The organism is Shewanella basaltis, assembly GCF_023283885.1.
Lineage (GTDB): Bacteria > Pseudomonadota > Gammaproteobacteria > Enterobacterales > Shewanellaceae > Shewanella > Shewanella basaltis.
In genome coordinates, this window is sequence record NZ_JAKILA010000002.1 from 173,086 (window position 1) to 186,313 (window position 13,228).

Sequence of the window (13,228 nt, forward strand, 5' to 3'; positions counted from 1 at the left end):
AAAATCAGTAGTTTACTTGTGGTTTGCGTTGTTGGTCAGACCAATTTTTATGAGTAGATTTAGGCTGTAAGTTATAGTTTTGGTTAAATTTGAACTGTTGCAATTACAAACGTTTCTGGTTAGTTTTTAGTACGAAACAGACATTTGAAAGTTTTGTTGAGTTAGACAACAGACACGTCGTCACTTAATTGAGTTAATGCACTAATACGCAGCTGGGCATGAATGATAGCTAATAGCTGGTCAAAAGCTGAGGCAATGTGAACAGCCAACTCTAGTGTCGTGACACAGTTGTCTTAATAAATAAAACGATGCAGCACTTAGGGAGCCATATATGACGGCAGAACAATTGGTCGCTCAATACAACAAGACCACATCAGCAACCGATGACACGGTGACAACCGACATTACATTTGTAGGTCCTGTCATAGAGGGACAACAAGAGGTGTTTAACTCTGGTGCTGTGGCATTTTTAAATTCGCTTTGTGCAAAGTTTGCTGCTGAAGTTCCAGAGCTATTAACTAAGCGTAAGCAAAAACAAACTCGTATTGATGCGGGTGAATTACCAGATTTTTTACCAGAAACGCGAGCGATTCGTGATGGTGATTGGACGATTCGCGGAATACCAGAGGATTTAACGGATCGCCGAGTGGAAATTACCGGCCCTGTTGATCGCAAAATGATAATTAATGCCCTAAACGCAAATGTAAAAGTGTTTATGGCTGACTTTGAAGATTCATTAGCACCGAGTTGGCAAAAAGTGGTAGAAGGCCAAATTAACCTTCGTGATGCTGTTAAAGGTGATATTTCATTTACCGCCCCTGAAACGGGTAAGCATTATGCACTCAATCCTGATCCTGCGGTGTTAATAGCACGTGTGCGTGGTTTGCACTTACTTGAAAAACATGTGCTGTACAAAGGTGTGCCTGTTCCTGGCGGACTTGTTGATTTTGCAATGTATTTTTATCACAACTATCGTCAACTGTTAGCTAAAAACTCAGGACCTTACTTTTATATTCCTAAGTTAGAAAGCCATATAGAAGCACGATGGTGGGCAAAAGTGTTTGCTTTTGTTGAAGAACGTTTCTGCTTAAAGCCTGGCACTATTAAATGTACCTGTTTAATTGAGACTCTCCCAGCTGTGTTTGAAATGGAAGAGATTTTATATGAACTGCGTTCAAATATTGTTGCACTTAACTGTGGTCGTTGGGATTACATCTTTAGCTACATCAAAACCTTAAAAAACTACCCAGACAGAGTGCTGCCAGATCGTCAGGCTGTGACGATGGATACCAAGTTTTTGAGTGCTTACTCTCGTTTACTGATTAAAACCTGCCATAAACGTGGCGCTCTAGCAATGGGCGGAATGGCAGCCTTTATTCCTGCTAAAGATGAAGAGACTAACGCCAAAGTATTACAAAAAGTACGTGGTGATAAAGAGTTAGAAGCCCGTAACGGCCATGACGGTACATGGGTTGCACACCCAGGTTTAGCTGATACTGCCATGAAAATCTTTAATGATTACATTGGTGGCGATAAAACCAACCAACTTCATATTACCCGTGACGTAGATGCCCCCATTTTAGCTAGCGAGCTGTTAGAGCCTTGTGCTGGTGAACGAACAGAAGAAGGGATGAGGCTCAATATTCGTATTGCACTGCAATACATTGAGGCCTGGATCCAAGGTAACGGATGCGTACCTATTTATGGCCTGATGGAGGACGCTGCGACAGCAGAGATTTCGCGTACATCGATATGGCAGTGGATTAAACATCAAAAGAGTTTATCAAACGGCAAATTGGTTACTAAAGCACTGTTTAAAGACATGTTGCAACAAGAAACCGTGAATGTGGAGAAAGAGCTTGGTAGCGAACGTTTTAATGCCGGTAAATTTACCCAAGCAGCCGCCTTGTTTGAACAAATTACAACGTCAGATGAGCTAGTCGACTTTTTAACCTTGCCCGGTTACGAACTGTTAACTGCCTGAAGACTGCTTATTAACCCTTTTTTACTTAGACAAACATAGCGCAAGGTTGAATTGATTGACTTTGCCAACTTATTTACAGAGGAAGGAGCAACACTATGACTACACAATTAACTCGTCAGCAACAGATCGATGCAATCAAAAAAGACTGGGCTGAAAATCCACGTTGGAAAGGGGTTAAACGTCCTTTTACAGCAGAAGAAGTGGTGGCATTACGTGGCTCTTTTGTTCCAGAAAACACGATTGCACAACGTGGTGCGGCAAAATTATGGGAGCTGGTCAACGGCGGTGCTAAAAAAGGTTATGTAAACTCGCTAGGCGCTTTAACTGGTGGACAAGCGGTTCAACAAGCAAAAGCGGGTATTGAGGCGATTTATCTTTCTGGCTGGCAGGTTGCGGCAGATGCCAACTTAGCGGGAACCATGTACCCAGATCAGTCGTTATATCCAGCAAACTCTGTACCTGCTGTGGTAAGCCGTATTAATAACTCGTTCCGCCGTGCAGATCAAATTCAGTGGAGTAAAGAAGTTAATCCAGGCGATGAAAATTACACAGACTACTTCTTACCGATTGTGGCAGACGCTGAAGCCGGTTTTGGTGGCGTATTAAATGCCTTTGAGTTGATGAAGTCGATGATTGATGCTGGTGCTGCAGGGGTTCACTTTGAAGATCAGTTAGCGTCAGTTAAAAAATGTGGCCACATGGGCGGTAAAGTATTAGTTCCTACCCAAGAAGCTGTGCAAAAACTGGTTGCTGCTCGTTTAGCTGCTGACGTAAGTGGTGTGCCAACATTGGTTATTGCTCGTACCGATGCTAACGCTGCTGACTTAATGACTTCAGATTGTGATGAGTATGACCGTGACTTTGTGACGGGTGAGCGTACCAGTGAAGGGTTCTATCGCGTTAAAGCTGGCCTAGACCAAGCCATTTCTCGAGGTCTTGCTTATGCTCCTTATGCAGACCTAATTTGGTGTGAAACGGCTAAGCCATGCCTTGAAGAAGCGAAAAAATTTGCTGAGGCGATTCATGCTCAATATCCAGACCAATTACTGGCATATAACTGTTCTCCTTCATTTAACTGGAAGAAGAACCTAGACGATGCAACGATTGCTAAGTTCCAACAAGAGCTGTCAAACATGGGCTACAAGTATCAATTCATCACGTTAGCTGGCATTCATAACATGTGGTACAACATGTTCGACCTAGCCTATGACTATGCGCGCGGTGAAGGCATGAAACATTATGTTGAAAAAGTGCAAGAAGTTGAATTTGCGGCAGCGAAGAAAGGCTATACCTTCGTTTCGCATCAACAGGAAGTGGGCACGGGATACTTTGACCAAGTCACAACCTGTATTCAAGGCGGAAAATCTTCTGTAACAGCGTTAACTGGTTCGACTGAAGAAGAACAGTTTTAAGCTCTAGCGCTACCGTTTTACAAGTTTAGCCACTTTGTGGCTGTTGTAACCCCGTGCGGCTCACCTACAGGTCGCACGGGATTTTTATCCAATGTGTTAGATCATAAGCATTTGCTTAGTTGTTGATGTTAATTTATTGGGTACTTCCTACCCGTAAGCTTTCCAACCACGTATTTGTGATTGCGGCTCTAATGAGCCGTTTTTTTTTGCATTTTGTAAGCTTTAACACACCATTGCTAATTCAACATCTGGCTCTTTTTTAGACATGCGTACAATAAAGTAAAAAAACTGTACCCAATGTTTGAATAAAATTGATTATACTCAAAAGACTATTTGTTACATTTAGGTTAATTTTTGAAACCCACAATTCAAGCCAAAGGCGCTGATTACTGGACCAAGCGTATCAGTGAGCAAGAAATGCCCGCATTATGCTCAACAGTTCGAAATTTAGAGACGTTAGCAAAAGATGATGTATCATCGTTGGCGTTACTTGGACGCAGCGTGATGCATGATAATGCGTTAACTTCACGAATTTTGCGTGTGGCCAATAGCGCTATTTACAACAAAGGGATTAGCCAAATCTCAACGGTAAGCCGTGCAGCAGTGGTGCTTGGTTTTGATAGTATCCGTAATATTTGTATTACAGCAAAATTACTGACAAGCCTATTAGAAAACAATCACCTGTCCAAAGGCGTCTATGAGCGCTTATTAAAATTAATGGCGCAGTCTTTTCAGGCGGCAATGTTGGCCCGCATGATGATGAATGACAGGGGCGATGCGCTTCGCGAAGAAGTGTTTATTGCCTCTTTGTTATATCGAATTGGTGAAAGTGCTTTTTGGTGTATGGGGGGCGAGTTTACCGATTCACTTGATCGCAAATTAACCACTGCGACAGATAAAACAGAACAACATTGTATCATTAGAGCTGAATTAGGCACTTCATTTTTGCAACTCACTCAGGGGATCGCCCGTAGTTGGGGCTTAGGCGAGGTTTTGTTAAAGTCTTTATCTCAGCCTGACGAGCGAATGCCTGAAATTAGGTGTATTTTCATTGCTGACAAACTGTCTGAAGCCTTGACCTTGTCAGAGGTTAATCCTAAAGAATTACAAAAATACCTTACTCAAGCTGCTGAGTTGCTTGATGTCAGTGTAGAGGAAATGACCAATAGAGTGATACATTGCAGTGAAAACACTCATAAATTAGCTATAGCATATGGGGCTAAAGCGATTGTGGCATATTTACCTGATCCAGCCCGTATTATCCAAAGCGATGAAGAGTTAGAAGACAGTGTATTAGTGAGACAGGCTGACCTAAGCTATCAATTAGGAAAATTACGTCAATTAACCCAATATGCCGTGGTCAAAACAGAATTTAATCAAATCATGCAAACAGCACTTGAAGGGATTTTAACGGGTGTTGGTGTGGATCGTTGTGGTGTGTTGCTTTTGTCTCCGAGCCGAAAATTGCTCCAACCACGGGTGATGATGGGGGAGGATTCGCAAGCCCTTAAACAAGCTTTTGTAATAGAGCTCAACGATCCGCAATCAGTATTTAGCCAATGTATCGATCAAAAACGCAGTATTTGGGTAAATGCACCATCGTCTTCTGACTGTAAAGTGCAGTTGGACGATGCCCTTGTCGAAAAACTGTCTGCGTTTGGTTTTTTAATTGCCCCCTTGACCGTAGGGAGCAAGGTGCTGGGGTTATTTTATGCTGACAGACACAGCAGTGGCAGGCATTTTGAGCAGCAAGATAACGAGAGCTTTACCCATTTTTGCCAGCTAGCAAACGTTTGTTTTACTGTGTCGATGAGCTAAAAAGTGAGTGAATAACATGGATTAGATAAAAAAGAGATGACCAATGGTCATCTCTTTTTGTTACTGCATAATGAGGCTGGTAATACGTTTTGCTTTTTCATTTGGGATGGGAAAACTCAAATGATACTGGGCAATTTTCCAGCCTTGCTCGGTATTAATTAATGCACCAGTTCCTCGGCTTACACCGTACTCTGGGCTATAAAGTTGTTCGTCAAATAAAATGGTGTCGTCTATTTGCAATAAATGCCGAGATTGCAATTCATAGCGCCAACCTTTAGTGGGTTTAGCATAACGCTCAAATTCAACCATATTCCATCGCTCTGAGCTGTCTGTGCCAATAAACACTGCCTGTGGGTGGTATAAACTGAAATAAGCACTCCAATCGGCAATGGCTGCGCTTTCGTGCAATTTATTTAATATTGCGCTTACGGTCTGACTGTCTGCTTCAGACAAGCCCTGGCTGTCGATATCGACTTGATGATTTAGATCTTTAATCACAGCCTGACTTTCTGAACTCACCTGTTGGCTAACCGCTGCGCTTTTATGGTCAGTTTGGGGATTGTCTGGCTGTTGCTCATTGTTTTGTGAGGCATGTATGTCAAATGCTGTCATGGTGGTAACTAACATGGCGATAAAACCAAGTCGGTGAATTATAGATTGCATAGTGTCCCTTAGGTTATTGATGTTGTTTTGGTACATTCTCTATACGAGCAATGCGTTATTGCCAATGTATTGGATTTAACTGATAAAATTGGCTTAATTCTTGGTAAAGTTGCTGATGTTGTTGGTAAAACTCAGCAGGGCGTTCAAAAAAGCTTTCGCTGATAACCGCAAAAAACTCTGCAGGATTAGTCGCCCCATAATAACTAAATAATGACGGTTTATGATGTGCAGCGCAATGCTGAAGTTGCTTAAACTCCTCGCCCAGAATGTGTGACCAAGAGCGATAAGCAGTAATATCACGAAGTGGTGGTGCGCCATTGGCTGCACCATCTTCTTGGTCCAGTTGATGCGCAAATTCATGAATCACAACATTGCTGCCATCAAAGGGATTTGCTGCGCCTTCAATGGTGCTGTTCCATGACAAAATAACCTTGCCATTTCCCCATGATTCCCCCAGTAAAACATTACGTTTAGTTGACTGAACGCCTGCCGTGTCTGTGTGATTTTTTTCAACAATAAAGGCAGTTGGGTATACGAGGATCTGTTTTAAATTGGGGTAATAATCTGTGTGTCGATTAAGCAACAGTAAACAGGCCTGGGCGGCAATGGTGACCTTGACTTCGTCATTGATAATGAACCCATTACAACCAACAAATTGTTTTTCATCAATAAACACCTGTATGTGCTTTTTGAGTTGTAACTGTAAATCGGTTGGCATTGCCTTAAAATAGGGAAAACGCGCTTTGAGTATTGCCCGCCAGTGACTAGGAAAAGGGCGTGACTTAATGCGTTGACGTTTTCGTTGTTTTCGCCACCCTGAACTGGCTATCCATGCGATAGCCAGCAGTGAAATAAATATTACAACCACAATCGCAGCCATATTTTGCCTTGGTATTTATCTTCGATAATCTATGTATGGGGGAGTGATGCTAAAAATTCAAGCAACTTGACGGGCTAATGAGTATGAAACAATAAAAACACTGGCAAACAAATAACATCTTGGTATTTGTCGCCAGTAAAGGGTGGGGAGAGTGTTAGGGGGTAGCCTATTAATTTGCGTTGAGCTCGATTTGTTTTTGTTGCTCTGGGCTGAGGTTAAAGTAATGACAGATTAACTGCCTGATAAGTTTTGATTTTGCCACATTACCTTGTTGGCTCAATAATGTGAGTTGCTCAATGGCCGTTTCACTTAATGTATAGGTGCAGCGCCTAAACGGCTTATGGCTGTTTTCAGTGGCACTGGCTTGTGACGGCAGTGTTTGCGGGTATTTACGCTGCAAAAAATCAATCACTTTGTTGGGCTGTGTCAGGTCATTGTGGCATAAGTCTACAGCTAAACCTGTATCTTGCCGTGATTTGCCAGCCGCATATAAGTCTGCGGCAGCAATAAAGTCATCGATTGAGATGGCGATTGGGCGCTCTGTTTTACATAACGAAGCGTTTTTCTTGAGATCGGCGAGTCCCATAATTTCCTCTCAAATTCGTTATGTCAGCGACATTATTACGCTGATCGATAAGTTGTTTTGCATCTGTAATACCTAATAATTCACACGCAATACTTCGCATTTCTTCAGTGGCTTTGCCTTTAGGTTCGAGTTCAAATACTGATAACCCGGACTCTTCACTGTCGTCATAAATGTTTCTACTGTAGTTAACCGCATCGAGCACATTTATGCTGTACGTGCGGCAAACATCTTTTGCTTCGGTTATTCGATTCGCCTGGTTTGGCAAGCTTGGGCATTGAGTAATAACAAATGATGCCTGCATCTTGGGGTTTATCATCAAGCAAGTCGACACTATGTCGTCCATGTGGCTGACTGTCTTTAAATCGCGACGTTTTGGTCTAAGTGGCATAAGCACATGTGATGCCACTGACATCGAGGCGCGAAGTGCAAGGTTGTCTTGGCCGCCACAATCAACAATCACGTAGTCGTAATGTTGCTCTAGACTCAGTAAGTCATTGCGAATTTTGCCGTATAATTGCACACAGTTAATTGTGGGTAAACTGGGGTTGTTGTTGCGCGCCTGGATCCAATCTGACGTAGTGCGCTGGGGATCGCAGTCAACCATTATGACACTGGCGTGTGCTTCTGTGGTTAAGAACACCGCAATATTTTGTGCCAGGCAGCTTTTACCACTTCCGCCTTTTTCTCCACCGACTAATATAATCATCGAAACCGTCCCCTATACTCGAGTTTGTCATGCATATTCCATGGCCAAACTTAATGCCTGACTTAACTGTAAGTGCTTAATATTGTTTCGTCAATTACCTGATTTTTGACGTTTTTTTATAAATGGCGCCAGTTCATTTTATTGACGCAAATGAACAAAAAGGCAAAAAATTGACAGCCTTGCTAGCCATTGTCAATGTTACTAAAAAGTTAAATAAGATAGTTACTTAGGAAGCATTGTGTGTTTTTTAGCCCATGATGTCTGGTGGTGGCGAGCAAATAGCAAAGCTTGTTGCGCAGGTTTATATGCCTTTTTTGTGCGTTTTTTTGTTTTGTTTATTCCAAATATGTATATATGAGATCGTTGGAGTGAATCCGTGATTATAAGGAGAGTGCCAGTGTCTCTATTGCTGTAAGGCCTACTGGTGAAACTCTTGAGCAGACACATTGATTTGTATTAGAAACAAACTTGCATTGCGTATTCATTTGATTAAAAGCATTTGATTAAAAGCATTTGATTAAAAGCACATAAGCGCCAAAGTGAATATTGCCCTAAACCACATGCTACAATGGCGTTTTATTTCGTCTTGGATTGGAAATTTTTGATGAATGAGCAGCAACTTATAGAAGCGATTAATCAGACCATGCCTTTTGGTAAATATGCGGGACGCAAATTATTACAGTTACCAGAGCCATACTTGGTTTGGTTTCATGCAAATGGGTTTCCGCAGGGTAAACTGGGTGAGCAATTAGCACTGATGTACGAAGTGAAACTTAATGGCCTTGAAGAGATGTTACAGCCGCTTTTAAAACGATAACACGGTTGTAAGTGCTCAAGGATAAAATGGTGTGAGTTAAACAAGGTTTTATTTTTATTATATTGTTTTGTGCGTGTGTTTTATTAACCGTGTTAGCGCAATATTAATGATTTTTGCATATAAAACCCGGTAAAGGTCTGGCCGCGTTTTTGCTGATAACTGATTTGTTTAAGGGAAAATCCACGTTTTTCAAACAGGGCTTTTGATAAATACGATGCGTCAACACTTAGGTGCGAGTAATGCTGTTTTTCAGTCCATTGGACAAGCTGGTTTAAGAGTGCCGAGGCAATGCCTTGATGTTGGCAGTCTGGGGCAACATATAAACAGTCGATATAACCCCGATGTTTAAAATGTGTTTCGACACTGATAAACCCAACTAATTGTTGTTGATTATTTAATGCTAACCAAGCTCGATTTCGTTGATACCGTAATTGCCAAAATTTTGTCGAGCGAGGTGCTGCCGACCAGGCATCTAGTTTAGCTTGTGGGTATCGAGGGTGGTTAATCTGCTGCACTGCACTGTGGTACAACTCACTTACTTGTTTGGCATAGCCATGAGTAAAATCAATAATACTGAAGTGCTGTAACTGAGTGTTTTCCATAAAAAAGACCAATCTAAATGATTGGTCAATTATGTCGGCTTTTACTTGTTTTAAGAACTATTTTTTGCTGATATTGCCCACAAACATGATTTTATCAAACGTTCTGTTGAGACTTGAGCTGGCAAAATCTGTCATCCACATTTGTTCAGTCACTTCAACCGTGTCACCTTTTTTGACCTGTGCCTGTGGCCCCGCAGCCCAATATGTTTTGTCTGCTTCTTTAATTTGCACATAGGTGTAACCACCGCCATTCATTGTATCGAGTACTTCACCTTGATGTAATGCTCCTTGTGCCCAAACCGAGGAGATCCCTAATGCTAGGGTTGCGGCAGCCGTCAGTGCAATCAATTTAGCTTTCATATTCGTGTCCTGTCATACAATTTAGAAGAGATCCCCACGGGATTACTTCAGCATTTAAGCATGTAAGGGACGTGGGGTCTGTGATCTACCCCAAACTCTTGCTCAGATGACTTGGCATCAATCCATTCGCCTCGATTAACACGTTTTTAACTCGAATAAATTTCAACCAGAAAAGATCAACAGGCCCTAATGAGTGTTAGCTCAGCTGACGTTATTGTTATGGCTCACGATGGCTAATGTAATGAACATTAGCAAACAGTGTTTTGCCAATTAAATGACCGTGCTGACTAACAAAGTCAACAAAAGCCTCGGGCAGTGTTTGATGCTCAATAGGCTGTTGCCAATGAGCATGCAATAAAGCGTCGTAACCCTCTTTACCGGCAGCGGTATAGGCGCTAGAAACACCAATATAGAGTTTGTTGGGGTCCAGTGGTTGCCAAGTGTCTTGTTTGTAAATTTCAATTTGAGTGATACGTTGGCCTTTTATTTTTTTGCCATCATAGAAATATCGCAGCCCATAGGGGTAGGGGAAGCTGCCTGCACCTGTGCCCATGATGCCATTGTTAGTGGCGCTGTTGATTGCCGATTCGAGTGCTTCTATAACGTACTTGCCCATGATTTGGTAAAGGGTTAGGGGTAATTCAAAGGGTAAAATACGCCCAACCACATCGGCTAGCGACAATTGTCCTTTATTTAACGATTGCCTTACACCGCCTGCATTATGTAACGCAAAATCAATATTAGGTTCAATGTGTTTGGCTGACTTGTACATGCTACGACTCACCCATGGCGCAATTTCACTGCCGTGAGGTAAATGTTTACTGGGTAAACGGGTGTGAATAAAGTCGCGGGGGATGTGTGCCAAAATCTGGTTTTCTAACGCATCTAGTGATGGCCTGTATTGGGTATGGATGACTTGATGTATGTGTTCATCGTACTGCGATCCTCTCACACTTGGGTGAGAAAATAATTGCTTTATCAGTTTATGAGACGTGTTGCTATCCACGCTTTTATTTCCATCAACATGGGTGACGGTAATGTGCTCGCCAAGCATAAAATAATTATTGCCAACAAGCTGGGTAACAGTTCCTACAGGGTCAAAAACGAGTTCAACAAGGCCGAGGGTTTCGGCATATTTTCCTGCATGTAATATTGGGGTGTTATTGATGGTTTCAGCATAAGGAATATCACTTAGGCCTATGTCGCTCATTTGGCCTTGTAAAGTATGCGAGTGACCTCCGACAATAAGGCTGATGCCGTCAACTTGCGCTGCTAATTCGCGATCTTGGTCTAACCCCAAATGGCTCAATACGATAATATGATTGATGCCTTGCTGCTTTAAGCGAGCAATTGTCTTGCTGGTGGTGTCTATGGCATTGACAAAATGAGTATCTGGATCGGGTCTGGCAATTAGGCGCATCTGGTCTAATGTAATGCCAATAATGGCCATTTTTGTGTCATGAAATGGTTTGATTAACACTTTGGCGGTTTCGCTACTATCGTCAAAATCATATAGCATTGGATGGCCATAGAGTCTGCCAGCTTTTAACCTATCTTCATGGCTTAAATCCATATTGCCAGCTAACACGGGAAAATCGATACGATTCAAAAAGGCTTGTACTGGGCTATTGCCCGCGTCAATTTCATGGTTACCGAGTACCATGGCGTCAGGCTTTAATAAATTAAGTAGGTGAGCGTTTGCCGCTCCCTTAAACTCCCGAAAGTACAAGGTGCCTTGAAAGCTATCGCCACCGTGAAGAAATAAAAATGGAGTTTGCTCAGACTCAGCCTGCTGCCTTGCTTTATTGATTTGAAATCCTAAACGTGCATATCCACCAGAATGTCCTTCTAGTTGATATGATTGTTGATTGTCGGTAAGCGTGAACTGTACGGGGCTAGGTTCAAAATTAGAATGCGTGTCGTTGATATGAGCAATAGATAAACGATAAGATTTTTGCATTAGTTCCCTCTGTGTAATGCCAATATCTTAACGTATTAGGCGTAATAATGTCACCCGCAGACCACCTTAGTGACCAAACCTCACCCACTGATACTTTGTAGGTGAGGTCGAGATTGACCAGTGACTAATTGGTTTCGGTGTCACCGTAAATAACCAGTCCCTTGCTTTGAATACGGCGCTGCCAGAGTTTGCGAGCAAATGCTTGCATATCGGGGGCAATGTCTTTTGAGTCAACAATTTCAAGACCAATTAAGGTTTCGATAATATCCTCAATGGTGACTATGCCTTCGCTTGAGCCATATTCATCCACAATCAGTGCCATTTTACTGTTGCGTTTAATCATGGTTTGAAACAAGGGCAATACGTCCACTGAAGATGGCACAACTAAAAGATTTTTAACATAATCGCCAATCGATGTATGCGGTGCTAAACGGGCATGTAAGATAATGTCATTACGATTGACATAACCGACCACGTTGTCTCTGTCGTCTCGATATACAGGGAATCGGGTAAATGGGCTACCTAAATGCTGCTCAATAAATTGCTGATTTGTCATATTGACCGGCAGTTTAAAAATCACAGTGCGTGGCGTCATAATATGAGTGACACACATGTCTTTCATTGCAAGCATTTGTGTCAGGATTTGCGACTCTTGCTCGCTTAACTCGCCACTGTCTTTGGCAAGCTGATTCATTGCACTCAGTTCTTGTCGCAAATATGAATTGTTATCGCCCTTACCCAGTAAACCTGTGACTTTCTGCGACAACCAAATCAAAGGTAGGGTCAGTTTTTCCATCCAAAATAAGCATAGTGATACAGTTGGGGCTAATTTACGCCAATGATTTGCACCAATAATTTTAGGAATGATTTCAGATAAAAATAAAATCAAAAACGTCAGTACAGCTGAAAAAACACCGAGCATTTCATTACCAAAGATAATCGCCGCCTGTGCGCCTGCAACCGATGCTCCCATAGTGTGAGAAATCGTATTCAGTGTCAGGATCGATACTAATGGAGAGTCAATATTTTGCTTTTGTTTTTGTAATCGAGCGGCGACGTGTGGAGATTGCTCTTTTAGGTTGGCAATATAGCTGGGCGTGACAGAAAGCAGCACAGCTTCAAAAATACTACATAAAAACGATACAGCAATAGCGAAAAACACAATTAAGAAAAGGGTTGTCATACAGGGAAAGTTAATACTTCCTCATGGCAGGCCACATAGCCCACAGCAGAATATCACAAGCATTGTGAAGATAATCTTAAATTTTTGTATTTGCGGTAAATAATTGTGTTGTGTAACAGGGGTTACGACAGGCTTTGCAGATAATAGCGGGCGGTGAGTTGTAAATCGAGTAAAGCTTAAATTAGATATACTGGCTAAAACGATATGCTACCTGTATAATTCGCCGCCCTGTTGCAGGTTTTGGTGTGTTGAGGTTA

12 protein-coding genes are annotated in these 13,228 nt (G+C 42.1%); 4 read left to right on the plus strand and 8 right to left on the minus strand.

The window, feature by feature from the left end; all coding sequences use genetic code 11:
• Positions 1-331: 331 nt before the first annotated feature.
• The 3 genes from aceB to L2703_RS02555 all read left to right on the plus strand — a co-directional run bounded on the left by aceB (position 332) and on the right by L2703_RS02555 (position 5,214).
• Positions 332-1,984 (plus strand): malate synthase A, encoded by a 1,653-nt coding sequence (aceB, locus tag L2703_RS02545; protein WP_248969571.1) that lies wholly within the window; start codon positions 332-334, stop codon positions 1,982-1,984.
• Positions 1,985-2,079: 95 nt separating this feature from the next.
• Positions 2,080-3,396 carry an isocitrate lyase gene (gene aceA / locus L2703_RS02550; RefSeq protein ID WP_248969572.1) on the plus strand — a complete coding sequence of 439 codons (1,317 nt, stop codon included), beginning with the start codon at positions 2,080-2,082 and terminating at the stop codon, positions 3,394-3,396.
• 354 nt (positions 3,397-3,750) lie between these two features.
• Positions 3,751-5,214, plus strand: a complete 1,464-nt coding sequence (locus L2703_RS02555) for an HDOD domain-containing protein (RefSeq protein WP_428848639.1) — start codon at positions 3,751-3,753, stop codon at positions 5,212-5,214.
• Between the two features lie 60 nt (positions 5,215-5,274).
• Here L2703_RS02555 and L2703_RS02560 read toward each other — a convergent pair whose 3' ends face one another.
• The 4 genes from L2703_RS02560 to L2703_RS02575 form a co-directional block, all read right to left on the minus strand.
• Positions 5,275-5,877: a nuclear transport factor 2 family protein gene (locus L2703_RS02560; protein ID WP_248969573.1), complete on the minus strand. Its 603-nt coding sequence runs from the start codon at positions 5,875-5,877 to the stop codon at positions 5,275-5,277.
• Between the two features lie 55 nt (positions 5,878-5,932).
• Positions 5,933-6,757, minus strand: a complete 825-nt coding sequence (locus tag L2703_RS02565; protein WP_248969574.1) for a M90 family metallopeptidase — start codon at positions 6,755-6,757, stop codon at positions 5,933-5,935.
• 169 nt (positions 6,758-6,926) lie between these two features.
• Positions 6,927-7,343: a CopG family transcriptional regulator gene (locus L2703_RS02570; RefSeq protein ID WP_248969575.1), complete on the minus strand. Its 417-nt coding sequence runs from the start codon at positions 7,341-7,343 to the stop codon at positions 6,927-6,929.
• Positions 7,303-8,049, minus strand: a complete 747-nt coding sequence (locus L2703_RS02575; protein WP_248969576.1) for an AAA family ATPase — start codon at positions 8,047-8,049, stop codon at positions 7,303-7,305. The genes L2703_RS02570 and L2703_RS02575 overlap by 41 nt, the downstream gene beginning before the upstream one ends.
• Before the next feature lie 604 nt (positions 8,050-8,653).
• Between L2703_RS02575 and L2703_RS02580 the strand changes: the two genes are divergently transcribed.
• On the plus strand, positions 8,654-8,866 hold the full coding sequence (locus tag L2703_RS02580) for a DUF3820 family protein (protein ID WP_248969577.1): 213 nt from the start codon (positions 8,654-8,656) through the stop codon (positions 8,864-8,866).
• Between the two features lie 92 nt (positions 8,867-8,958).
• Here L2703_RS02580 and L2703_RS02585 read toward each other — a convergent pair whose 3' ends face one another.
• The 4 genes from L2703_RS02585 to L2703_RS02600 form a co-directional block, all read right to left on the minus strand.
• Positions 8,959-9,468, minus strand: a complete 510-nt coding sequence (locus tag L2703_RS02585) for a GNAT family N-acetyltransferase (protein WP_248969578.1) — start codon at positions 9,466-9,468, stop codon at positions 8,959-8,961.
• A 57-nt stretch (positions 9,469-9,525) separates the two neighbouring features.
• Complete coding sequence (locus tag L2703_RS02590) at positions 9,526-9,828, minus strand: NrfJ (protein WP_248969579.1); 303 nt, start codon at positions 9,826-9,828, stop codon at positions 9,526-9,528.
• A gap of 217 nt (positions 9,829-10,045) precedes the next feature.
• The gene (locus L2703_RS02595) at positions 10,046-11,788 is read right to left on the minus strand and encodes a bifunctional metallophosphatase/5'-nucleotidase (protein WP_248969580.1); all 1,743 of its coding nucleotides are present in this window, start codon (positions 11,786-11,788) and stop codon (positions 10,046-10,048) included.
• Between the two features lie 124 nt (positions 11,789-11,912).
• Positions 11,913-12,971: a CNNM domain-containing protein gene (locus L2703_RS02600; RefSeq protein ID WP_248969581.1), complete on the minus strand. Its 1,059-nt coding sequence runs from the start codon at positions 12,969-12,971 to the stop codon at positions 11,913-11,915.
• Positions 12,972-13,228: the final 257 nt, after the last annotated feature.

Coding starts and splice junctions, on each gene's coding strand:
- aceB (WP_248969571.1), top strand. CDS start 332: ATGACGGCAGAACAATTGGTCGCTCAATACAACAAGACCACATCAGCA.
- aceA (WP_248969572.1), top strand. CDS start 2,080: ATGACTACACAATTAACTCGTCAGCAACAGATCGATGCAATCAAAAAA.
- L2703_RS02560 (WP_248969573.1), bottom strand. CDS start 5,877: ATGCAATCTATAATTCACCGACTTGGTTTTATCGCCATGTTAGTTACC.
- L2703_RS02565 (WP_248969574.1), bottom strand. CDS start 6,757: ATGGCTGCGATTGTGGTTGTAATATTTATTTCACTGCTGGCTATCGCA.
- L2703_RS02570 (WP_248969575.1), bottom strand. CDS start 7,343: ATGGGACTCGCCGATCTCAAGAAAAACGCTTCGTTATGTAAAACAGAG.
- L2703_RS02575 (WP_248969576.1), bottom strand. CDS start 8,049: ATGATTATATTAGTCGGTGGAGAAAAAGGCGGAAGTGGTAAAAGCTGC.
- L2703_RS02580 (WP_248969577.1), top strand. CDS start 8,654: ATGAATGAGCAGCAACTTATAGAAGCGATTAATCAGACCATGCCTTTT.
- L2703_RS02585 (WP_248969578.1), bottom strand. CDS start 9,468: ATGGAAAACACTCAGTTACAGCACTTCAGTATTATTGATTTTACTCAT.
- L2703_RS02590 (WP_248969579.1), bottom strand. CDS start 9,828: ATGAAAGCTAAATTGATTGCACTGACGGCTGCCGCAACCCTAGCATTA.
- L2703_RS02595 (WP_248969580.1), bottom strand. CDS start 11,788: ATGCAAAAATCTTATCGTTTATCTATTGCTCATATCAACGACACGCAT.
- L2703_RS02600 (WP_248969581.1), bottom strand. CDS start 12,971: ATGACAACCCTTTTCTTAATTGTGTTTTTCGCTATTGCTGTATCGTTT.